26 protein-coding genes are annotated in these 22,748 nt (G+C 41.2%); 20 read left to right on the forward strand and 6 right to left on the reverse strand.

Features of this window, described 5'->3' with window-relative positions:
• Nucleotides 1–29 precede the first annotated feature (29 nt).
• Nucleotides 30–1,121, forward strand: a complete 1,092-nt coding sequence (locus tag SMUL_RS01055) for a hypothetical protein (RefSeq protein ID WP_025343415.1) — start codon at nt 30–32, stop codon at nt 1,119–1,121.
• Between the two features lie 142 nt (nt 1,122–1,263).
• Here the strand turns inward: SMUL_RS01055 and SMUL_RS01060 are convergent, their stop codons facing one another.
• Complete coding sequence (locus SMUL_RS01060) at nt 1,264–2,682, reverse strand: aldehyde dehydrogenase family protein (RefSeq protein WP_025343416.1); 1,419 nt, start codon at nt 2,680–2,682, stop codon at nt 1,264–1,266.
• Between the two features lie 24 nt (nt 2,683–2,706).
• Complete coding sequence (gene miaA / locus SMUL_RS01065) at nt 2,707–3,603, reverse strand: tRNA (adenosine(37)-N6)-dimethylallyltransferase MiaA (protein WP_025343417.1); 897 nt, start codon at nt 3,601–3,603, stop codon at nt 2,707–2,709.
• Nucleotides 3,604–3,734: 131 nt separating this feature from the next.
• Between miaA and mqnP the strand changes: the two genes are divergently transcribed.
• The 3 genes from mqnP to SMUL_RS01080 are packed head-to-tail and all read left to right on the forward strand — an operon-like array spanning nt 3,735 to nt 5,642.
• On the forward strand, nt 3,735–4,604 hold the full coding sequence (mqnP, locus tag SMUL_RS01070) for a menaquinone biosynthesis prenyltransferase MqnP (RefSeq protein ID WP_025343418.1): 870 nt from the start codon (nt 3,735–3,737) through the stop codon (nt 4,602–4,604).
• A 2-nt stretch (nt 4,605–4,606) separates the two neighbouring features.
• Nucleotides 4,607–5,137 (forward strand): hypothetical protein, encoded by a 531-nt coding sequence (locus SMUL_RS01075; protein WP_025343419.1) that lies wholly within the window; start codon nt 4,607–4,609, stop codon nt 5,135–5,137.
• Nucleotides 5,127–5,642, forward strand: a complete 516-nt coding sequence (locus SMUL_RS01080; RefSeq protein ID WP_025343420.1) for a DUF6115 domain-containing protein — start codon at nt 5,127–5,129, stop codon at nt 5,640–5,642. Before SMUL_RS01075 ends, SMUL_RS01080 begins: the two co-directional genes overlap by 11 nt.
• A 37-nt stretch (nt 5,643–5,679) precedes the next feature.
• On the opposite strand, the gene SMUL_RS17780 is transcribed toward SMUL_RS01080, so the two are convergent.
• Entirely contained in the window at nt 5,680–7,128 is a 1,449-nt protein-coding gene (locus tag SMUL_RS17780; protein ID WP_025343421.1) for a methyl-accepting chemotaxis protein, read from the reverse strand.
• On the reverse strand, nt 7,094–7,594 hold the full coding sequence (locus tag SMUL_RS01090) for a PAS domain-containing protein (protein ID WP_025343422.1): 501 nt from the start codon (nt 7,592–7,594) through the stop codon (nt 7,094–7,096). Before SMUL_RS01090 ends, SMUL_RS17780 begins: the two co-directional genes overlap by 35 nt.
• Before the next feature lie 167 nt (nt 7,595–7,761).
• Here SMUL_RS01090 and moaA point away from each other — a divergent pair, with 167 nt between their 5' ends.
• Nucleotides 7,762–8,730: a GTP 3',8-cyclase MoaA gene (gene moaA / locus SMUL_RS01095; RefSeq protein ID WP_025343423.1), complete on the forward strand. Its 969-nt coding sequence runs from the start codon at nt 7,762–7,764 to the stop codon at nt 8,728–8,730.
• Here moaA and SMUL_RS01100 read toward each other — a convergent pair.
• The gene (locus tag SMUL_RS01100; RefSeq protein WP_025343424.1) at nt 8,712–9,866 is read right to left on the reverse strand and encodes a molybdopterin molybdotransferase MoeA; all 1,155 of its coding nucleotides are present in this window, start codon (nt 9,864–9,866) and stop codon (nt 8,712–8,714) included. The genes moaA and SMUL_RS01100 overlap by 19 nt on opposite strands.
• A 79-nt stretch (nt 9,867–9,945) precedes the next feature.
• Here SMUL_RS01100 and SMUL_RS01105 point away from each other — a divergent pair, with 79 nt between their 5' ends.
• The 15 genes from SMUL_RS01105 to SMUL_RS01175 all read left to right on the forward strand — a co-directional run bounded on the left by SMUL_RS01105 (nt 9,946) and on the right by SMUL_RS01175 (nt 22,038).
• On the forward strand, nt 9,946–10,356 hold the full coding sequence (locus tag SMUL_RS01105; protein WP_025343425.1) for a hypothetical protein: 411 nt from the start codon (nt 9,946–9,948) through the stop codon (nt 10,354–10,356).
• Nucleotides 10,357–11,025 (forward strand): 16S rRNA (uracil(1498)-N(3))-methyltransferase, encoded by a 669-nt coding sequence (locus SMUL_RS01110; protein ID WP_025343426.1) that lies wholly within the window; start codon nt 10,357–10,359, stop codon nt 11,023–11,025. It begins immediately after the preceding gene.
• Nucleotides 11,026–11,122: 97 nt separating this feature from the next.
• Nucleotides 11,123–11,323: a 50S ribosomal protein L31 gene (gene rpmE / locus SMUL_RS01115; RefSeq protein WP_025343427.1), complete on the forward strand. Its 201-nt coding sequence runs from the start codon at nt 11,123–11,125 to the stop codon at nt 11,321–11,323.
• A gap of 12 nt (nt 11,324–11,335) precedes the next feature.
• On the forward strand, nt 11,336–12,148 hold the full coding sequence (gene rsmI / locus SMUL_RS01120; RefSeq protein ID WP_025343428.1) for a 16S rRNA (cytidine(1402)-2'-O)-methyltransferase: 813 nt from the start codon (nt 11,336–11,338) through the stop codon (nt 12,146–12,148).
• A gap of 91 nt (nt 12,149–12,239) precedes the next feature.
• On the forward strand, nt 12,240–12,923 hold the full coding sequence (gene rlmB, locus SMUL_RS01125; RefSeq protein ID WP_025343429.1) for a 23S rRNA (guanosine(2251)-2'-O)-methyltransferase RlmB: 684 nt from the start codon (nt 12,240–12,242) through the stop codon (nt 12,921–12,923).
• On the forward strand, nt 12,916–13,839 hold the full coding sequence (locus tag SMUL_RS01130) for a hypothetical protein (protein WP_025343430.1): 924 nt from the start codon (nt 12,916–12,918) through the stop codon (nt 13,837–13,839). Before rlmB ends, SMUL_RS01130 begins: the two co-directional genes overlap by 8 nt.
• A complete protein-coding gene (locus SMUL_RS01135; protein ID WP_025343431.1) occupies nt 13,836–14,651 on the forward strand; it encodes a hypothetical protein in 816 nt (271 codons plus the stop codon). The genes SMUL_RS01130 and SMUL_RS01135 overlap by 4 nt, the downstream gene beginning before the upstream one ends.
• Before the next feature lie 14 nt (nt 14,652–14,665).
• On the forward strand, nt 14,666–15,877 hold the full coding sequence (locus SMUL_RS01140) for an LL-diaminopimelate aminotransferase (RefSeq protein ID WP_025343432.1): 1,212 nt from the start codon (nt 14,666–14,668) through the stop codon (nt 15,875–15,877).
• Between the two features lie 3 nt (nt 15,878–15,880).
• Nucleotides 15,881–17,152 carry a homoserine dehydrogenase gene (locus SMUL_RS01145; RefSeq protein WP_025343433.1) on the forward strand — a complete coding sequence of 424 codons (1,272 nt, stop codon included), beginning with the start codon at nt 15,881–15,883 and terminating at the stop codon, nt 17,150–17,152.
• Between the two features lies 1 nt (nt 17,153).
• The gene (locus SMUL_RS01150) at nt 17,154–17,480 is read left to right on the forward strand and encodes a YraN family protein (protein ID WP_025343434.1); all 327 of its coding nucleotides are present in this window, start codon (nt 17,154–17,156) and stop codon (nt 17,478–17,480) included.
• An 86-nt stretch (nt 17,481–17,566) separates the two neighbouring features.
• Nucleotides 17,567–17,884, forward strand: a complete 318-nt coding sequence (gene trxA / locus SMUL_RS01155; RefSeq protein ID WP_025343435.1) for a thioredoxin — start codon at nt 17,567–17,569, stop codon at nt 17,882–17,884.
• A gap of 128 nt (nt 17,885–18,012) precedes the next feature.
• Nucleotides 18,013–18,945, forward strand: a complete 933-nt coding sequence (gene trxB, locus SMUL_RS01160; RefSeq protein ID WP_025343436.1) for a thioredoxin-disulfide reductase — start codon at nt 18,013–18,015, stop codon at nt 18,943–18,945.
• Between the two features lie 15 nt (nt 18,946–18,960).
• Entirely contained in the window at nt 18,961–19,728 is a 768-nt protein-coding gene (dapB, locus tag SMUL_RS01165; protein WP_025343437.1) for a 4-hydroxy-tetrahydrodipicolinate reductase, read from the forward strand.
• 19 nt (nt 19,729–19,747) lie between these two features.
• A complete protein-coding gene (gene purF, locus SMUL_RS01170) occupies nt 19,748–21,085 on the forward strand; it encodes an amidophosphoribosyltransferase (RefSeq protein ID WP_025343438.1) in 1,338 nt (445 codons plus the stop codon).
• Nucleotides 21,085–22,038: a TIGR01212 family radical SAM protein gene (locus SMUL_RS01175; protein WP_025343439.1), complete on the forward strand. Its 954-nt coding sequence runs from the start codon at nt 21,085–21,087 to the stop codon at nt 22,036–22,038. Before purF ends, SMUL_RS01175 begins: the two co-directional genes overlap by 1 nt.
• A gap of 158 nt (nt 22,039–22,196) precedes the next feature.
• On the opposite strand, the gene SMUL_RS01180 is transcribed toward SMUL_RS01175, so the two are convergent.
• Complete coding sequence (locus tag SMUL_RS01180; RefSeq protein WP_025343440.1) at nt 22,197–22,739, reverse strand: DUF2393 family protein; 543 nt, start codon at nt 22,737–22,739, stop codon at nt 22,197–22,199.
• Nucleotides 22,740–22,748: the final 9 nt, after the last annotated feature.

Raw genomic sequence — 22,748 nt, forward strand, 5'->3', positions numbered from 1 at the left:
AAGCATTTTTAGTGCCTTTTATTTGAGTTTTGCAAGATGTCTATTATAAAAACAGTGGTGATTATGTTCAAGAAGTAACGGAGAGTTTGGATGAGCTCTTTTTTAAACGGAACGAAAACAATGAGACAAAACTTGCCAATTACTATGATAAATTGATCGAAAAATACAACAATGAAATTGGGCAAAAAGCGCTGTTTGAAAAAGCAAAATTATTGCTCAAACAAGAGCGATTTGAAGAGGTTTTAAACCTTCAAAAAGAGCTTGAGCGCGTACCGGACCGCTTTGAAATTAAGCCTGAAGAGTTGGTCTATGAAGCGGCAAAAGCTTTGGCATTGCAACAACTTCAGAAAGATGAATGCCATACTGTGGTCAATCTCATTGAAACCTATAAACTTCAAATTACTGAGCCTGAATACGAAGAGAAACTTTTTCAATGTTTTATGCGTGTATCGCGCTTTGATCGAGCTAGGGAGATTTCAACAGCACATCTTAAAGACAGCACTCTTTCAAACAGGTACTACTGGGCTCAAAAAGAGGTTCAAGCACTCTTTAAAATGGGCAAATACCCAGAAGCACTTGCGTTTAAAGAAGATCTGAAAACCCTCTCTTTTTCACTCAGAGAAACCATTGGACTAGAGACGATTCGCGATCTTTTCTTCTCGTTGGTCAAACTCAAAAACCTTGAAGGTGCCGCTTCGTTGGCGGAGGGTATTAAAATTCTCTATCCTAATGAAGCGAGCAATTTGGATATCTATTATGAGATTGTGAAAATGGCGAGTGATGCTAAAAACGATCTTCTGCTCGTAACATACGCAGAGGCAAGCCTTGAGATGCAAAAGAAGTTTAACTCCACAGCCCTTAGCCCCACACTGGAGTTTAGTTATGTGGATGCGCTAAAGCGTTTGGGTCGAGATGAAGAGGCTTTACGTATCGCAGAGTCGCTTCTACCTCAAAATTTAACACCTAAAGATAGAATACGACTCTTCTATCAAGCAGGAGAGCTCAGTTTAAAATTGCAAGATACGGCTAAAGCCAAATCGTATTTTACACAGTGCGTCGCCATTAACGATAACAGCTCATGGAAAAATATCTGCCAACAAAATCTTGATTTAATGCCTTAAAACGTATTTTGTAAGAAGTAAAAAGCACCAAAGGTGCGTGGGCTTACTGCCGAAGTAAACCCAGTGTTAACGTAGTTTTTTCACAGAAACTTCGTTTTGAGCTTTGCTTTAAAAACGTGTTCAGAGTTCTGTAAGAACTCTATTAAAACAATATAGACTTGATCTCGCAAAAAGCGTCCATGGAGTAGCGTCCACCCATTCTGCCTAGACCTGATTGTTTCATGCCACCAAAGGGAGGGTTTTTTGCCTTTGATGCAGCAGTATTGATCAGAACTCTTCCACTTCGTATCTGTTTAGCAAATTCATACGCCTTCGTTTCATCGCTTGAAAAGACATATGCAGAGAGCCCAAAAAGAGTGTCGTTTGCCATGCTGAGCGCTTCTTGCTCACTCTCGTAAGGTAGAACGCATAAAACGGGGCCAAAGATCTCTTCTTGCACGATTTTTAATGTTTGATCGTGACAGATAAAAACGGTTGGTTTGACAAAATAGCCTTTCTCAAATTCTTGAACCCTTCCAAGTCCACCGCACAAAAGCTGCGCCCCTTCTTCAATACCACTTTTGATGTAGGCTTGTACCGTATTAAACTGGGTTTGGTTGATCATTGGACCAATCTTTGTCTCTTCGTTTTTTGGATCGCCGATTGTGAGTTTTTGGATCGTTTCGAGGAGTAGCCGTTTGACTTCGTTCAATTTTGCTTTGGGGACTAAAAGTCTACTGCCTGCATGGCACGCTTGCCCGCTATTGCTATAGGCACTGCTTAAGACATGAGGAATCACTTTGGCTAAATTCGCATCTTCTAAAAGAATCGTAGGGGATTTTCCACCGAGTTCGAGGGTCATACGTTTAATGGTTTTAGAGCAGTTTTCAAAAATTTTTTTGCCTGTTTTGGTACTTCCAATAAACGAAATAGCATTGACAAGCGGATGTTTTGTTAAAATTTCACCGACACTCTCACCGGTGCCATGAACGACATTGACAACACCTTTGGGAACATTGGCTCTGTGCAAACACTCTAAAAACGCTTGGGTTTCAAGGGCATTAAATTCACTGGGTTTAATCACCAGTGTACATCCAAGTGCGATGGCAGGAGCGATATTACTACATAAATGCGCTAGATTGGCATTCCACGGAATGATCACGCCAATGACGCCCACGCCCTCTTTGATTGTTATGGAGTAGTCATCTTTTTTGATAAAATCGTAGCTTTTAAGCTCTTCTTTGATCGCTAAAAAGAGGTTGATAGCATTTTTGGTTCGTCTGCGTGTCGTGGTAATCGTCGCGCCAAATTCTAAAACGGCTAAGTCAATCAGTCTCTCTTCGTGCTTGATCAGTTCATCATGAATATGCTGTAAAATCTCCATTCGTTCCTGAATCGACGTTTTTGAAAAGGATTCAAACGTCGTCGCTGCGCAATGAATGGCTTCGTCCATTTCAGAAGGCATGCTCAAATAAATTTGAGCGATTTCCTCTTCGGTTGTAGGATTTTTCAGCGTTAAGCTTTTGCTCGAATCAATTTTTTTAAATTCGCCGTTGATGTAGTTTTGGTCGATTATTTTCATTTAATGAGATTACCTTTATCGTTGTTAAGATTTAAAATGCGTTTCAATGGCGCCAAAAAGATCATTCACATCGCCTTTGGGATGCGGCGGAAATTGCGAAGCATTGAAGGTGCGTTGGCGTTTGGCTAAATGAATTGTATTAAAGCTAATGCGCTCGCTAAGAGCATTAAACGTCAATTTCCCATCGAAATAATCCAACACCTCTTTGATGCCAATCGCTTTCATACATTGGGGCGCTCTGCTGTACCGTTTTTCCAACCCAAAGACTTCATCCACCAAACCTTGTGTGAGCATGTTCTGCGTGCGCAGTGCAATTCTTTGCGCAAGAATTTCTCGTGGCGTATCAATTTCAAACAGGGCAACCTCTTTAATGAGAGGCGCTTGCTTGGCATGCAAAAGATAGGCTGAGGGAATTTCACCTGTTGTCAAAAAGATCTCCAACCATTTCTCGATGCGGTAACGATCACTGGAAGCAATTTTACTCGCAAATGCCTCATCATGCGCGTTTATGAGCGCATACGATGTTTCGAGATTCAGCAGGAGATGATCGATTTTTTCTTTTACATATAAAGATATTTCAGGCTTGATACTGAGTCCTTCCATCATCGCTTTGAGGTAAAAACCTGTACCACCTACGATGATCAGATTTTTCCCCTCACGCAAAGCTTCGTGTTTTGCTTCGTTAAAGAGCTCAAAAAACATCGTGACATCAAAATGCTCGCTGGGCAAAAGAACATCCATCCCAAAATGCTTTATGCCTTGTCGCTCCTCAAGGGTGGGTTTTGCAGAAGCAATATCAATCTCTTTATAGATGCTGAGCGAATCAAGCGATACAATATGTGCGTTATATTTCAGCGCCAATTCGATGGAAAGTGCTGTTTTACCTGAAGCCGTTGGTCCTAAAATAGCGATGGTTTTCAATGAGTTTCTCTTACATGTAAGTCTGAGTACCGTTGTACTTTTGCGCCTTTTAGCGGTGCTGTGCGTGCAATTATAACACTTTTAAAGGGTTTTGTTGTAAAATCAAGCCATCTTAAACGTAAAGGTTAGTATTGCAACAACTCTGGCTCAAACTCAAAGATATTAGTGATTTGATCGTCTTTAAACACTCCGTTTTCGCACTCCCTTTTATTTTCGTGGCGATGATTGTCTCCTCCAAAGCGCAAAGTGGCACCGTCTGGTTTGGATTTAAACTGTTAATTTTTGGACTACTCGCCGCTGTAAGTGCGCGTAATTTTGCGATGGCATTTAACCGCTATGCCGATCGCGATATTGATAAGTACAATCCACGAACCGCCAATCGCCCGAGTGTCGATGGACGCATTGGTACGTTCAATATGCAGCTTTTTATTGCGCTCAATGCTATTGTTTTTATTGTCGTCGCATATCTTATTAATGATCTTGCCTTTTACCTCAGCATTCCAATTTTGATTATTTTGGGCGGTTATTCCCTGTTTAAACGTTTTTCACCGTATGCACATTTGGTACTTGGAGTTTCGCTTGGATTGGCACCTATTGCGGGTGTCGTCGCGATTCAAGAATCCATTCCGTTGTGGTCGATTTTACTCTCCATTGGGGTGATGTACTGGGTGGCAGGGTTTGATCTGCTTTACTCCTTGCAAGATATGGAGTATGATAAAGCCAATGGACTTTTCTCGATTCCCTCCCGCTTTGGCAAAGAGGCGACTTTTTTTATCTCACGGCTGTTTCATGCCCAAACCGTACTGTTTTGGTTTCTATTTGTGCTCAGCGCTGATCTTGGATTTTTGGCGTATGTGGGTGTTTTAATCTCTGCGATTGTGCTCTTTTTTGAACATCGCATTGTGCTCAAAGATTTTTCCAAAATTGATCGCGCTTTTTTCACGCTCAATGGCTATTTGGGAATCATCTTTTTTGCCTTGATCTTTTTAGATAGGATCTGAATATGGAAACCATTCGTTTCGTGACCGCTTTTTTAAAGATCGCCTTTGAGCCAAGTGATGTGGAAAATTCACCGTTGATGCAAGAGTATTACACACTTTTGCAGATCAATGATGACCCGTTAGGCGTTTGGCTCAAATCTTCTAGAATTCGCAAAGAAGCCGAAGCGAGCGATCAGGTACTTTTAACACTGTTGATTGAACTGCACCGCAAAATCGATAAATTGACCCATCTGTCGACCAGTGACACACCGTTGTATGTGCCTTTAGCGATGCACGGAAATCTCAAAGCGATTGGGCATGGGTACATTGAGTTTGATAGCGCTGTTTTAAAATTAAACGAGAGCTATTATGCACGCATTGATATGCCAACGTTTCCAAGGCGTCAGATTCCCATTTTTTTTGAAGCGCACACGCAGAGCATCGGTAAAATTGTGATGATGCACGAAGATGATGAGAACGATTGGAACGCTTATATGGTAGCGTGTGAGCGTGTGATGATACGCCAAATGAAAGGAAATCAAAGTGAGTATTGAAACCCTCGCCTTTATAGCATTAGCAGCCCTTGTGGTGATCATTTTTTTAATGGTCTATATTCGCGATATCGAGGTCAATAAAAAACTGATGATTTATGAAAAAAGCATCGAAGAGCTGAACTACCAAAATCATGTGCTCAATAAGACATTAAACGAACTCACTTCCGCTTCTAAAGAGCCTGCACTCGATGCTAAGGCGTTGGAGAGTAAGATTCTTGGGAGTGTAAAAGAGGAGATCCATCAAAGCGTGTTTCCTCTGGTGGCTTCCCTCCAAGATGTTGAAAAAATTATGCAAAATTTCAGAGATGAGCAAAGTGGTCGCATTGATCGTTTGGAGAGCCGTACCAAAGAGATGGGATTTGCCTCCTCGTCGCCTTCAAGCTCGAATGAAAAAGTGATCGTTTCCCAATACGCCAAAGGCAGAAGCGAAGCTGAAATTGCCAAAGATTTACGTATTGGCATTGGTGAAGTTGATCTTGTGTTGAAATTGGCAAATTTAAAATAATGTAAAACGGCTTTACATGTAAAGCCGTTTTAAGTACTTACTTCCCTGTAGAACGGCACTCCGAAGCGGATTCTTGGATCATGGAATCTAAAAGAGTAAAGAGGCTGGTACTCGCATCTTCCATCTTTTTAAAATTGTTAATGAAGTGTGAAATCGTCTCACTGGTATACCCATTTTTAAGCAGTTGCATATTTTCAAGCACAGAGTGATGCACCGTTTTGTGCGGTTCGTGAAGCATCGGATACGATTTGGTACTACCAAAGCGCTGTTGAGTCGTAGGCTCTTGGTACCACTTTCCAAGCCTACACGTCTCATGGTCTGAGAATGCAATATCTTGTTTTTCATTGAGAACGGCAGAGTAAGCATTGGTTTTATAGACAACATGATCGATCTTCGCCAAAATTGTAAAGATTTTATTTTCAAGCTTATACGAGATGTCCGCTGTAGCATTAGCATCTTTGTTAAAGGCACGCAGTGCATCTTCAAAGTGAATGACATTTTGACCGCTCGTGTTAGCAATAACGCTAATACGATCCGAATTGGAGTGAATGCCATTGGTCTCTTGTTGCAAGGTTTGAATCGTCATGGCGATCTCTTGCGTCGCTTTTTGGGTACGTTCAGCAAGCTTTCGCACTTCATCCGCAACAACGGCAAAGCCACGTCCGTGTTCACCTGCACGTGCTGCTTCAATGGCGGCGTTGAGTGCGAGCAAATTGGTTTGATCGGCGATGTCTTTAATGAGGTTTGCCACAGAAGAGATTTCCGAAGTGCGTTCACTCAAAGAAGTAATCGCCTCATTGGTGCTGGCTAAAAGTTCTAGGAGCTCTTGAATGCCTGAAGAGAGCTCGATGACAGTTTCTAAACTATCATTGGATTTTTCAGCGGTCATATTGGAAACTTCAGTGATTTGCGACATCTCTTGAATGCTGTTGGAGAGGTCTTGTTGAATGCTAATCACACCGTTATTTCCATTGCCAAGGTCTGAGAATGCCGAAGAGAGCATGCCTCTGGCTTTTCCTTTTTGCCCTTCTGAGATGCCACTAACCCCCTGGGAAAGATAACGTGCATTAATCGCAAAGAGTCCACGGAACCCTTCGTTAAAGATATTACGATACGTTTTGCCTTGACTAGCTGATTCGATAGAGGTTTTTGTCTCTCTCATCAATGCTTCCATTTGGTCTAACAGATCGTTGATGGCGTACGCCACTTCGCTCATCGGTTGTTTGGGATTGACATTAACGACACGAGGCTCTAGGTTACCTTTAGCCGCCTCTTTAACCACATTGAGCACTTTTTCATAGATGTCAACATCACACTGCATACTCTTACGGCTTCCAAAAAAAGAGCCGACACCCACACCCAGAAGCAATCCAGACGTCGCCATCGTATCGGTATAGCCTGCAAAGTAACTTCCACAAGCGATGAGAACGAAAAGAGCAAAAAAAGTCAGTTTAGAGTCGTTGAAGCGTGTTAGAAAGCTCTGCATAGCTGACTCCTTTTTGATTGAGTAGATCGGTAATATAGGCTTGTGAAGCATCGATGCCGCCTGTTTTTTCCAATTCAAGTAATTTGGCGTACAGAGGTTTGATAATTTCTAACGCTTTAGGATTGGCTTTGCGTCTGACGGAGTAATACCCGATAATGTTGCCTGATTGATCGGTTGAAGCGGTGACATTGGCATACACCCAGTAACATCCTCCATCAAAACTAAGATTTTTAACATACGCAAAAATCTCTTCTTTATTTTTGACATGATCCCATAACAGTTTAAAGATGATGCGAGGCATATCAGGATGACGAATAATACTGTGAGGTTTACCAAGAATTTCTTGCTCGCTCGCACCTACGATTTTGATGAAAGGTTCATTGCAGTAAGTGACTTTGCCATGGATATCGGTTTTAGAAACCAAAAAGGCATCCGCACTTACGGAATGTTCCTTACTATTGGGAATAGGCTTTTGCATACCTATACTCCTTGCAAAGATTATTTAAAAAATGTCACACATTCTAGCTCAATCAATTTTAGAAATAGCTTGAAAGTTCTGAGAATCACTTTTGCAATCTATATTGTGGATATTTATGTATAATGACCTCCGCATTAAAGTAACAAGGAACAAAAATGTTAGTGGATGGATTTGGAAGAAACGTCACTTATTTAAGGGTTTCCGTAACGGAGAGGTGTAATTTTAGGTGTCAGTATTGTATGCCTGAAAAGCCTTTTTCATGGGTGCCTAAAGAGAATTTACTGAGCTTTGAAGAACTTTTTTTATTTGTAAAAGTCGCCATTGATGAAGGCATCACCAAGATCAGAATCACTGGAGGCGAGCCTCTTTTAAGAACCGATTTAGATAAATTTATCGCCATGATCAATCAGCACAAGAGTGGATTGGATTTAGCGCTCACGACCAACGGTTTTTTACTCAAAGATGCGGCGCAAAAACTCAAAAATGCTGGACTTCAACGCGTTAATATCTCATTGGATAGCCTAAAGCCTGAGGTCGCCAGTAAAATGGCGCAAAAAGATGTCTTAGCTAAAGTGCAAGCCGGTATTGAAGAAGCACTCAAAGTGGGACTCAATGTTAAAATTAACATGGTGCCTATTAAAGGCATTAACGCTGATGAGGTTTTAGATGTGCTTGAATATGCGAAAGAGCGTGGCATGTCGATTCGCTTTATCGAATACATGGAAAACACCCATGCCAAAGAGCAACTCAAAGGTTTGAGTGGCGATGAGGTGCAAGCACTGATCGCGCAACGATACCCCTTTAAAGCGATAGGCCGTGTGGGACCCAGTCCTGCGCATCTTTTTGAGTTGGATGATGGGTATGTTTTTGGCATTATTGACCCGCATAAACACGATTTTTGTGAAGATTGTAACCGTATTCGACTCACCGCAGAGGGCATGCTCATACCCTGTCTTTATTTCGATGAGGCGATGAGTATCAAAGATGCGGTGCATAAAGGCGATGTTGCCGCAGCGGCTGAGATTTTAAAAGAGGTACTCCGCAATAAACCTGAAAAGAATAAATGGAGCGATGATGATCAAAATGAGACATCAAGTCGCGCCTTTTACGAAACGGGTGGGTGAGTAAAATAGAAGAAGGGGATCTCTTCGCCTTCTTCTATACTCTCTTTGCCTTCGCTTAGGGTATAACCATTGCATTGACTGAGGATATTAAGCCGTCCTGCCTCGTAATAGGGAGCGCATACAAAGTGTCTTCCATCGCTGTAACCTGGAATGGCACTCATCGAATTATCTTTACATGTAATGCGTTTTTGGTTGATGCAGGTGATAAAATCAGGAATAATGCAATGCCGGTGTTGCAGGTGTCGAAGCAGTGGAACACCCAACATTTCAAATCCCAACATGCACCCCAGCGGAAGTCCTGGAAGATGTAAAATAGGCGTGTTCTCAAAAAGTGTCAGTGCACTTGGCTTAGCAGGCGTAATGCGGACTTGGTGAAAAAGAGGCAGAAGTGTTTTGGTCTCCAAGAGATGGCGCATCGCATCGTGACGACTGAGTGCTCCCGTTGTTATCACACAATCTGCTTTGCCAACCAGTTCTTGCAGTGCTTTTAAAATCTTAGCGTCATCCTCTTCGCCAATAACAATTTCCCCTACTTTCCCCCCTAATTCGATAACCCGTGCCGCTAAACTCATCGCATTGGAGTTATGAATTTCGCCCGTTGCGAGTTGAGAGCCAATGCTTAAAATACTTACCGTTGGTCTTTGAACGGCTTTGACGGTATTAATGCCTTGTGACGAGAGGGCGGTGATTTTTTGCGCACTGATGCGCTCATATTTTTTCAACAACAACTCTCCCTTAGAAATGTCTTCGCCCTCTTTTTTGATGTGTTGGGATTGGCTTACATGTAAAGGAATTTTGATGCACTCATCGTGGTCAACCAAGACATCTTCTTCGGCAATAATGGTATCGGCACCTTCGGGAATGCTCTCCCCCGTGGAAAGCCTAACACCGTACCCCAACGGAATGGGCGTAGGATAGGGTGGATTTAAAAGTGTGTAGGTAAGGGTAGTTGGCTCAAATGCAATGCCATAGCCTTCTTTCAGGCTCATCGGATGTTTTGGGAGCGCAAATTTGGCGTAAACATCGCTACTGGAAATGCGGTTGATCGCTTTTAAAAGAGGCAATGTTTGGTTTACATGTAAAGGTTGAATCTGCGTCTGAATGATCTGAAGCGCTTCTTGGTACGAAATAGGCATGGTTTAACCTTATGATTTATGGGTACTATTATACTAAAATGGGTAGAATCTGTGATTATTTTTTGAAGGATTTTTCATTATGGAAGAACTGATCCAATTATCGAGTCAACTGCATTTGGTTTTTATCATCCTTTTAGTCGTACTCATCGCACTCAATCTCTATTTGCTCAAAAGTGACAAAACATTTCTTAAACTCTCCAAAAGACTTGAACTGATTGCTCCTCAATACTACATCGTCCTCTCCGCCATCTTTTTCACAGGCATTATTGTCATGGCAGTGCGTCAATTTACCTTTTCGCTTTCGGTGTGGGTGATGATTGTTGTCTGGATTGGTATTGTCGCTTTTGGCATCAGAGGGCATAAAATGTACAAAAAATTGGAGCGAACCGAAGCGTCTCAAAGCGCTTATAAACGTTATGCCATTAAAAAATACACGCTCGATTTACTCGCACTCGTGCTCACAAGCGCGCTCTTTTATACGGTGCATTAAATGCAGTTTGTCTATCATCCCCGTGCAGGTGAGCCACTCCTCAAAGTAGATACGAGGGAATACGAACATCTCTTTAAAGTGCGTCGTATCAGCGTGGGAGAGAAGCTTTCGTGGCGAAATTTAGAAGATGCGTTTATCTATGAGTATGAAATTACCCAGATTGGTAAAAAAGAGGCAGAGCTCGCACTTGTGTCTCAAAAAGAGTTGCCATTGATGCCTTCAAACGTTTTACATGTAGGTTGGAGTATCATCGATCCTAAGATCATTGAAAAGACACTTCCGATGCTCAATGAACTCGGTGTTTCTAAGATCAGTTTTGTTTATGCCGAATTTTCGCAAAAAGGGCATAAACTGGACTTGGAGCGCATGAAGCGTATTTTGATCAACTCTTCCCAACAGTGTGGGCGAAGTTTATTGATGCCAATCGAAGTGTTTACTTCGCTTCAAACCTATTTAGAAGCGTATCCGAAAAGTCATGTCTTGGACTTTTCAGAGGTCAAATTAAAGGGCGATGAAGCGATTAGTTCAATCTTGATTGGACCGGAGGGCGGATTTAGCCAAAAAGAGCGATTGTTACTTCAAACTCAACCGATTGTGGGTCTTACATGTAACACAATTTTACGAAGTGAAACGGCAGTAGTGGCTGCGGCTTCCAAAATATTGGCATGACTTGAAATAATGAATCTTTTGTGCTATAATTTGCACCCTTTGGCAAGACGTGCCAAATAATAGATTTTATTTTTATGAACAATTAAGGAAAAGCATTATGAAAAAAGATATTCATCCAGAATATGTACCATGTGTTGTAACGTGCGCATGTGGAAATAGTTTCGAGACTATGTCCAACAAAGCCGAGTTAAGAATTGACATTTGCAGTTCATGCCATCCGTTCTTCACGGGCAGTGAGAAGATCGTAGATGCTGCAGGTAGAGTTGAGAAATTTAAGAAAAAATATAGCTTAAAATAGTTCTTAAACCCATTGATCTATTTCATTCCTACCCCTATAGGAAATTTAGATGACATCTCCGTTAGAAGCCTTAAACTTTTAACGGAGTGCAAAACCCTTTTCTGCGAAGACACCAGAATCACTAAAAGACTTCTCTCCCTCCTTGCTCAAAGACATAACGTAACCTTTCAGATCCAAAATTTTATCTCCATGCATTCACATAACGAAGAGGCTGTTTTAGCGAGTATTGATAAAAAAATCTTTGAAGAGCATGTAGGCTATCTTAGTGATGCAGGCATGCCCGGTATCAGCGATCCAGGCGCTGCATTGGTACGTTTTTGCCAAGCAAATGCCCTAGCGTATGAGATCCTCCCAGGTGCGAATGCTGCCTTACTAGCGTATGTCACCAGCGGCATTAAAACCCATCAGTTTTTGTTTTATGGCTTTTTATCGCACAAAGGAATGGACCGTCAAAACGAGCTGTTTGAGGTGTTGAACGCTCCGTACGCGGTGATTGTGTATGAGTCGCCTCATCGGATTGAGAAATTGATTGAAGAACTCGCCCAGTTTGCCCCCAACCGTCAGATATTTGCGATCAAAGAGGCAACCAAGCTGTATGAAAAACGTTTTTTTGGAACTGCACTTGAGGTGCAAAAAGCGTCTAAAACAGCGAATCTCAAAGGCGAATGGGTCGTAGTGATTACGCCTGAAACAAAGCACGGTGGTGAAGCCATTACCAAAGAAGATTTGATTGATCTTGACCTTCCTCCAAAACAAAAAGCCAAACTGCTTTCCAAACTCACCGGAGAGAGTATCAAAGAGTGGTATACGAAACTTCAAAATTAATGTCCCTCTTTTGTTACATGTAAACTCTTAAAAATGGTATTTTACATTCAAGCTAGTATTATTTTAAGCCAGTTTGGATACAATAATTGCCATGATAATCTATGGAAAACAACTCTTTTTACATCTGTTAAATCACTATCCTTCAAGGATTGAAACGGTCTTCTTGCCCAAGCAGTGTGACCCTAAGCTCTTCTCTCAGATTGCGCGTGTCACGCAAAAGATCTGCACCATTGATGAGCGAAAAGCACAAGCGTTGTGTCATGGAGGAAACCATCAAGGCTTTATTGCTGAGATTAAGGATTTTGAACTTGCTTCGTTTAATGAAATAAAGCATGGCTCTTTCTTGGTCATTTTGGATGAAGTCACCGATGTGGGAAATATTGGTGCTATTGTACGCAGTGCGTATGCCTTTGGGGCGGATGGCTTGATCTTAAGTGGTATGAAAACATGCAACTTGGAGGCAATTTTGCGTACTAGCAGTGCTGCTGCATTTGAATTGCCCATTGCACTTTGTCCTTCAACACGCGATATGCTCAATGAACTCAAGCAAATAGGGTTTACACTCTATGGCGCCGACATGAGTGGCGTGGATGTGAAAGAGGTCACCTTTGCACCCAAACGGGCTTTGATTATGGGAAGCGAAGGCAAGGGTTTGTCTCCTAAGGTAAAAGAGCGATTGGATACACTTATTTCAATCAAAATGACAAGAGCATTTGACTCTTTAAACGTAAGCGCAGCTGCCGCGGTACTGTGTGATAGGATTGCCAATGGATAAGGATATCAGGGTCTTAGAAAAGGTTGGTTTACAAGAGGTTTGCAAACAAACCCATATTGAAGTCAAGCAACTCGAATACATGGTTAACAATCAGTATGACAAGCTTAATCAAGTCAATACTTTAGGCTTTGTCAAAATCTTATCCAGAGAGTACAAGCTTGATTTAACCGATTGGCTTGAAGGCTTTTATGATTACTGGGCTGAGCACAGTGTTGAAGAGGATTCTCATAAAGATAGGATTTTTATTCGCGCTAAAAGCGATCGCGCTTCTAAAAAAGGGGCATGGCTTTTTCTCTTTATCTTCTTAATTGCAGGCATCTTTGGTGTTGTCTCTATTTTTAACGGTGAGATTACTATTGATCTTATGGCTCTTTTGGATAAAGCCAAAATTGAAACCAATCAGACCAGCGCTTTTCAAAGTGCCCCTATCGTTCAAGAAGCAGCGACATCTTTAGGTGTCAAAGTGGAAGAGCGTGTTGTTGAAACGAACAGTAGCAATAGCACCGTGGAAGCTGTTGTGGTCAGTATTGATGAGAATTTAACACGTAAAGCAGAAGGGAATGATAGCAATGCTTCAAGCATACCTCTGCCAATGCTTCCAGAATCCAATACGACGTTGATCAATACAGTTCCTCACAATAATGCAATCATTATGCCAACAAAACGTATTTGGATTGGTCGTGTCAATCTTGAAACCTTTAGCCGTAATGAGAGTACCAACGATCAAAATATTACCATCGATTTAAGTAAGAATCAAATCATTAAAACAGGAAATGGCTTTTTCAAACTCTCCTACGATGGAAGTGTGGAAGATTTTAGTGAACAAGGATCAACTCGTTTCTTAGTGGAAAATGGTGTAATGAAAAAAATCTCTGAAGAGAAATTTGTAGAGCTCAATCGAGGCAAAAACTGGTGAAAAAATTATGTCTTATTCTCATCCTTTCACTCTCTTTATTTGGGGCGCAGAGCCTTCAAGAAAAGATTCGAAGTTTTGTGGGTGCTTCAAAATATGAAACACAAAAAAACCTAATTCAAGTCCTTTTTGCGCAAAATAGCACCTTTGTAAAACCCAATGGTGAAGTGGACAGTGTCAAAGTGATTTCAACGCTTAAAAAAAATGGGTTGCTCCAACTTTTATACGATAGACCCATCCAGTTACGTTTGGCATTTCGTACACAAAGTGATCCGCTTATTTTTCTCAAAATTGTGAATGAATCCCTTGAAGCGATGGGGTATAACTATTTTTTAACAAACAATGCACTGCGCGATAGTGCGGGTTTCGTATGGGAGATTTACCTTCAAACCGAGCATATCGTCGATCCTGAAACCTTCGCGAATGCCCTTGAGGCTAGAGGATGCACTGTAACGAATATCGTAAAAAATGAAGACCATTACTGGTTTTATGACATTGATTCAAGTAACGCTTATCTGGGCGCTAAAAAGGTAGAAAGTGGTGTTACAACACCCTTAGGCAAGCCTTTAAAGCCTTATTGGATTGATGTGAAAAATAGGAGAGAGGTCACCATAACCGTTCACTCAGGTGATCGTTGGTTTCCCGATGTTGTCTTTTTTGATGAAAATTTGCATCTACTCAGTGATGTCAAATCGGAAGAATCGACACGAACGCTGAAGCTAAAAGTTCCTAGTAATGCCGTTTATTTGAAAATTGGCGATGCTTTTATGCTTGAGAATATAAAACATGGATTATCTTTACATGTAAAAGAGTAATAGGAGAAATAAAGATGTTTGATGAGATTAGATTTAATACCATTGATAGATTACCAGGGTATGTTTTTGCCGAAATTAATGAACTAAAGCTTGCAGCACGTCATGCGGGTGATGATATTATCGACTTTTCGATGGGCAATCCTGATGGAAGAACCCCACAGCATATTATTGACAAACTCGTAGAATCTGCTCAAAAAGATGGCACACATGGCTATTCGGTGAGCAAGGGTATTTATAAATTGCGATTGGCAATTTGCAATTGGTATGCACGGAAATACGGTGTTACACTTGATCCTAATACTGAAGCGGTTGCAACCCTAGGAAGTAAAGAGGGCTTTGTGCATTTAGCCCAAGCGATTATGAATCCAGGTGACGTGGCGGTTGTGCCTGATCCTGCGTATCCGATTCATGCCTATGCGTTTATGATTGCTGGTGGAAATGTTCATAAATTTAGCCTTGATTATGATGAAAAATATGTCTTGGATAAAGAGCTATTTTTTACAAAACTCAAAAAAGTGTTTAAAGAATCAGCTCCCAAGCCAAAATTTGTCGTCGTAAATTTTCCACACAATCCGACCTGTGTGACCACCGATGTCTCTTTTTACGAAGAGTTGGTTGCGTATGCTAAAGAAGAGCGCTTTTACATTATCAGCGATATTGCCTATGCAGATCTCTCCTTTGATGGCTATGAGACACCTTCCATTTTCCAAGTTGAAGGTGCTAAAGATGTCGCAGTTGAGTGCTATACGCTCTCCAAAAGTTACAATATGGCAGGCTGGCGTGTCGGTTTTGTTGTGGGTAACAAAAAACTTGTGGGTGCACTTCAAAAGATTAAATCATGGTTTGATTATGGCATGTTTACACCGATTCAAGTCGCTTCTACGGTAGCACTCGATGGCCCGCAAGAGTGTGTGGATGAAATCAGATCTACGTATCAAAAACGTCGCGATGTTTTAGTAGAGAGCTTTAACAATGCTGGCTGGCCGATGGAAAAACCGCAATCAACGATGTTTGTCTGGGCAAAAATTCCTAAAGTGGCAGCACATTTAGGCAGCATGGAGTTTGCAAAACAGTTGCTTCAAGAGGCAAAAATTGCTGTGAGCCCCGGTATTGGTTTTGGTGAAAGTGGCGATGGTTATGTGAGAATTGCGCTCATCGAAAATGAGAACAGAATCCGCCAAGCCGCACGTAATGTGAAGAAGTATTTGAAGAGTTTAGAAGGTTAAAGAATGATCAGAGTCGGAATTATAGGCGTAGGAACCGTTGGTAGCCACGTGGTTAAAATTTTACAAGAGAATGAAGACATTATCACAGCGCGTAGTGGCAAAAAAATTATTCCTATCATCGGTGTCGTCAAAGATACAACCAAAAAAAGGGATGTTAACCTCCCTTTGAGCAGCGATGTTAATGACGTTTTAGACAATCCTGAAGTCGACGTTGTGGTTGAACTCATGGGCGGCGTGGATGAAGCCTATAAAATTGTCACCCGTGCACTTAAAAATAAAAAAGCTGTTGTCACCGCCAATAAAGCACTTTTGGCGTACCATCGCTATGAATTACGCGATCTTGCTGGCGATACCCCCATTGGCTATGAAGCTAGTGTTGCGGGTGGAATACCCATTATTAAAGCATTGCGCGAGGGCTTAAGTGCCAATCATATTGAAGCGATTAAGGGCATTATGAATGGTACATGTAATTTCATTTTGACTAAAATGATGAATGAAAAAGCGGAATTTGCAGATGTTTTAAGAGAAGCGCAAGCGCTAGGATATGCCGAAGCTGATCCAACCTTTGATGTTGGTGGATTTGATGCTGCGCATAAACTGCTAATTTTAGCGAGCATTGCGTATGGCATTGATGTCAAGCCTGAAGAGATTTTGATCGAAGGCATTGAGCATATCAATAGCGAAGACATCTACTTTGCCAAAGAGTTTGGGTACAACATCAAACTGCTAACGATTGCGAAGAAAAGTGGCGATCAAGTTGAGCTTCGTGTGCATCCTGCCCTTGTGCCGATCACGCAGATGATCGCTAAAGTGGATGGTGTGATGAACGGCATTAGCGTTATCGGTGATCGTGTCGGCGAGACGATGTATTATGGACCAGGAGCTGGTGGAAGCGCTACGGCGAGTGCGGTTGTTTCAGACCTCATTGACATCGCGCGGCATACGCAAAATTCACCCATGCTTGGATTTATCAAACCGCTTGAAAAAAGTGGTTTGACGCTGATGAATAGGGATAATATTTGCACACAATATTACATTCGTGTTACGGTGGAAGATAAAATTGGTGTTCTCTCTAAAATCTCAGAGATTTTGGGAAAACACTCTATTTCTATCAGCAGTTTTTTACAAAAACAAGATGTGAAAAAAGAAGAGCGTGCGGTATTGCTCTTTTCAACCCATACATGTAAAGAGAGCGATATTCAAAAAGCACTCCAAGAGCTCAGTCAGTTGGAATTTGTTGAGCTTAAACCTGCAATGATCCGTATCGAGGCGTAAAATGAGTTTAAAGGTAGGAAAAGAGGCTGAAGAGAAGGCCTCTGCCTACCTTAAAAAAGAGGGACATACGATCCTTGCACAAAATTTTCACTCGAAATTTGGCGAAATCGATATTATTACATGTAAAGAGAATACCCTTCATTTCTGCGAAGTTAAATTTTCACACAAATACGATCCTATCACGCGTATTACCCCTTCTAAAATGACAAAAATCATCAAAACAATACAGTATTATTTGCTAACGCACCCCAATTCGTATGATTATCAAATTGATGCTATTTTAGTAACGCCAGAAACCATTGAAATAATAAAAAATATTAGTTACTAAAAAAATAACTTTATCCACTATGGTAATTTTAAAGTTAGAGTGAGTATAATTGACCATCTATAAAATAACGTTTTAGGGGAAAAAAAATGGGAAAATATTTAGAGTTGAATGCATCAAATTTTGATAGTACCGTAGCAGAAGGCGTAGCCCTAGTAGATTTTTGGGCACCTTGGTGTGGACCTTGTCGTATGATCGCTCCCGTTATTGATGAATTAGCAGGTGATTTTGAAGGTAAAGCAAAAATTTGTAAAGTCAATACCGATGAAGAGCAAGATGTTGCGATTAAATATGGCATTAGATCTATCCCTACGATCCTTTTCTTTAAAAATGGTGAGTTAGTAGACCAAATGATTGGTGCATCATCAAAACAAGTTTTAGCGGACAAAGTTAATTCACTTCTTTAATTAAAATTTTGCACGGAAGCCGTTAGACTTCCGTGACTACGTTACCTCTTTTGAACCATAAACATGATTTGTACGAGTATAGATACAACGTGTCATTCGGTCACTCTAAAAAAAGATAAGGAAAAATTATGTTAGATCTAGCAATTATTGGCGGCGGCCCAGCAGGTCTTAGTGCTGGATTGTACGCAACACGCGGTGGTTTGAAAAATGTAGTGATGTTTGAAAAAGGACTTCCTGGCGGACAAATCACCAGCAGTAGTGAAATCGAAAATTATCCAGGCAGTGCAGAAATACTCAGTGGTTTAGACTTTATGGCTCCTTGGTCAGAACAGTGTATGCGCTTTGGTCTTAAACATGCGATGGAAGAGGTCTCCCGCATTTCAAAAAATGCAGATGGCACGTTTACAATAGCGCTATCAGGCGGTAAAAGTGAACAGGCTAAAAGCGTCATTGTTTGTACTGGAAGTACGCCTAAAAAAGCCAATTTTGAAGGTGAAGCCGAATTTTTTGGAAAAGGGGTAAGCACCTGCGCAACCTGCGATGGCTTTTTTTATAAAAACAAAGAAGTTGTAGCCCTAGGTGGCGGTGACACTGCTCTTGAAGAGGCACTTTATCTCTCCCATATCTGCTCAAAAGTTTATCTTGTTCACAGACGTGATACCTTTAGAGCCAGTCCAAGTACCATCGAAAAAGTTAAAAATAATCCAAAAATTGAACTTATTTTAAATGTGACGGTCAAAAAAGCGTATGGCGATAAAACGGGACTGAACGGCATTATTGTCGTTGATGCTGAAGGCAAAGAGCGTGACATTGCCGTTCCTGGTGTCTTTGTCTTTGTTGGAATGAATGTCAATAATGCTATTTTGAAGCAAGAAGATGGTAGTTTTTTATGCGATATGGATGAAAATGGCAATGTGGTTGTTGATCTGAACATGCACACCTCGGTAAAAGGACTTTTTGCGGCAGGCGATTTAAGAATTAAAGCTTCAAAACAAGTGGTATGTGCGGCAGGCGATGGCGCAACGGCAGGTATTCAAGCTTTAGAATATGTGAACCATTAAGAAGGAAACGCGCGAATGATAGATGTTGGAATCCATGGCTCGACCGGTAGAGTAGGCAGATTGTTGATTGAAAACCTCATAAAAGATAAAGAGGCAAGACCACACGTTTTGCATGCACTGGAAGATTTTAACTTTATGCCTCCCAAAGAGGCAATCGTAACGGATGATGTTGTAGAACTGTTACAAAAAAGTGCTGTTATCATTGACTTTACCATTGCTATGGGGTGTGAAACATTGCTTGAAAATGCGCTGAAGCATCCTACTCCTCTTGTTATTGGAACGACAGGGCTTAACGAACATCAACAAAATCTCTTAAAAGAAGCGGCGAATAATATGCCTATTCTTTACTCTACTAATATGTCTTTGGGTGTAGCCGTACTCAACCGTTTGGTTGAGCTTGCTTCTAAAAGCCTGAGTGATTTTGACATTGAGATCGTGGAGCAACACCACCGTTTTAAAAAAGATGCACCCAGTGGTACGGCATTAACCCTTGGAGAGCACGCTGCTCGTGGACGAGGTCTTAATTTAGATGATGTACGTGTCAGTGGTCGTAATGGTCTTATTGGTGAACGTAGTAAAGATGAGATTGCTATAATGGCACTTCGTGGTGGTGACATTGTTGGGCGCCATACGGTAGGATTTTACAATGATGGTGAATTTATTGAGATGAACCATACGGCAACCAGTCGTGATACCTTTGCCAAAGGCGCTATCAAAGCCGCAAAGTGGATCATCAATCAACCAAATGGTCTTTATACCATTAGTGACTGTTTAGGTCTTTAAAAAAAGGTGATATGAACTTATGTGTGCAATTGTTGGTGTATTTGATGTAAAACATGCTTCTAAGATAGCCTATTATGCTCTGTTTGCGATGCAACATCGTGGTCAAGAAGCAACAGGTATCAGTGCCAGTGATGGCAAGAAAATCCGAACGATTAAAGATAATGGTTTAGTCACCGAAGTCTTTAACGAAGAAAAACTCGCTTTCTTACATGGCGACATGGCGATCGGGCATAACCGTTATTCAACCGCAGGAAGTGACTCGGTAAGAGATGCACAACCTGTCGCCGCTAGTTATAAACTGGGCGATATTTCTATTGTTCATAATGGAAATTTGATCAATAAACATGAAGTGCGAAGTAAATTGGTGGAACAAGGTGCTATTTTCCAATCTTCCATGGATACGGAAAATATCATCCATCTCATCGCTCGTTCCCAACAAGGCAAACTCAAAGACCGTATCATTGAAGCTTTACATGTAATCAAGGGAGCGTATTGTCTTTTGATTCAAAGTAGATCCAAAATGTTTGCTATCCGTGATCGTTACGGAGTTCGTCCGTTATCGATTGGTAAAATGAAAGAGGGCGGTTACATCGTTGCAAGTGAGACATGCGCACTTGATCTCGTAGATGCTGAGTTTGTAAGAGACGTCAGACCTGGCGAGATGGTTATTTTTCAACACGGTAAAGAGACCTTTGAAAGCATCCAACTTTTTGAGCCCGATCCACATATCTGCGCCTTTGAATTTATCTATTTCGCTCGTCCTGATAGCGTCATTGAAGGTAAAAATGTTTATGCCGCACGCAAAAAAATGGGTATGAAGCTCGCAGAACTCGCTCCTGTTGAAGCAGACTTTGTGATTCCCGTTCCTGATAGTGGCGTTAGTGCAGCATTAGGATATGCACAAGCCAGTGGCATTCCTTTTGAAATGGCGATTGTTCGAAATCATTACGTTGGAAGAACGTTCATTGAGCCAACCCAAGCCGTACGTGATCTCAAAGTAAAACTCAAACTCTCTCCAATTCATAAAATTTTAGAAGGTAAAAAAATCGTTGTGATTGATGATAGTATCGTAAGAGGTACCACGTCACGTCAGATTGTAAAATTACTTAAACGTGCGGGTGCTGCTGAAGTGCATATGCGCATCGCGGCTCCAACGATTGAGCATCCGTGTTTGTATGGCATTGATACCCCAAGCTATAAAGAGCTTATTAGTGCCAATAAAACTGTTGAAGAAGTCAGAGAGTATATTGAAGCAGATTCATTGGCTTTTTTAAGTATTGAAGCGCTTAAAGAGAGTATTGGCAACGATATGAACTATTCACTGGTTAGCTTTGATGGAAACTATTTTATTAAATAATGCGCGAGATTTTAACCGCTGGGCGGTACTTTAGGAGAAAATTTGGGGAAAATGTGTACAAAATCCCCATCTCTATCTCTGGATTTACCTGTCCGAATATCGATGGTACGGTTGCGCGAGGTGGCTGTGTTTTTTGTGAAAATGAATCATTCAGCCCCAATTTAGAGCACAACCAGCCGAAACGATTTTTCCTCAACCCGACTTCAGAAAATCCTTACTTAGCATTTCAACTGATTCAGTTAGAAGCACAGTATAAGAAGACCAAAAAAGTACTGGCTAAAAAATTTGGCGCTCAAAAATTTATCATCTATTTTCAATCCTTTACCAACACCTACGCTCCACTTACGACACTTCAAGCCCTTTATACGAAAGCGCTTAGTTTTGAAGGGGTTGTGGGGCTTAGCATTGGCACGCGTACCGATAGCATCAACGAAGAGGTGCTTGCGTATTTGGCTGAGCTTTCCACACAGCATGAAATTTGGGTCGAGTATGGGGTGCAATCTTCATCGGATGAGACACTTAAACGCATCAATCGTGGACATGATAGTGGTAATATTGAGAGATACATCACTTTAACGCATCAGTACGGGCTTAAAATGTGTGCGCATGTTATCTTTGGACTCCCTGGAGAAACACCTGAAATGGCGTTGGAAAGTGTGAAGTTTGCCCTTAGACTTGGCGTTCACTCGTTCAAATTTCATCCCTTGTATGTTGTCAAACGAACAGCCTTGGCGAATGATTTTAAAAAAGGAGAGTTTTCGCCTATCTCAGAGGAGTGCTACATTCAAACGTTGATTGAAGCGATCAAGCTTTTGCCAGAAGAGGTGATGTTACAACGTGTGAGTGCAGGCATTGAAGATGAAACACTGCTCTCTCCTGCATGGTGTTATACCAAACATCAGCAGATGTTTAATATTCGACAAGCCTTAAAAAAAGAGGGGTTTATGTATTAGACTTCTTGCAAAATACATTTTGCAAGAAGAAAAAGCACCAAAGGTGCGTGGGCATTGCGCCGAGCAAAACCCAGTGTTAGCGTAGTCTTTTCACAGAAACTTCGTTTTGAGCTTTGCTTTAAAGACGTGTAAAGAGTTCTGCAAGAACTCTAATAGCACTAGTGGCAGAAAAGCTCGTAGCGTGTATAAGGTTTTGCATAAGAGGGTGGATAGCGCATAAAGACGGTGAAGTTGCGCATCTCACCTTTATATAAATTCTCAGCAATCACAAACTCTTTCGTTGTCTCAACACTATGGCTCTCTTCTCCCCAATTAAACAGGTTATCAAACGCAGATTTTGGAACAAAGCTTATACCTTCTGTGCCAGCTCGCTCAAACGATTCATTGGAAATTTTGACTTCCAAAACACATGCGCCAATTTTAAAATGACCAATATTACGAATTTGTCCTGAGATAGAAAACGATTCATTGATCAGGACTTTTTTCTGTACTATATTTTCAAGTCGTGCAATTTTAGTGTATTTATCAAGACCATAAATAGCAAAAGCTGCAAAAACAGTTGCAATAAAAAATGCAGTAAAAATAGGTGGATAGAGGGAAGATTTGCCATCATGGCTACGAATGGTCAATACGATGGCCAAGATAAAGAGTAAAAAAATAACAATCATAGCGAACCAATGGAGTATGGTAAAATAAGTCATTTGCACTCC

This window comes from Sulfurospirillum multivorans DSM 12446, assembly GCF_000568815.1.
GTDB classification, from domain to species: Bacteria; Campylobacterota; Campylobacteria; order Campylobacterales; family Sulfurospirillaceae; genus Sulfurospirillum; species Sulfurospirillum multivorans.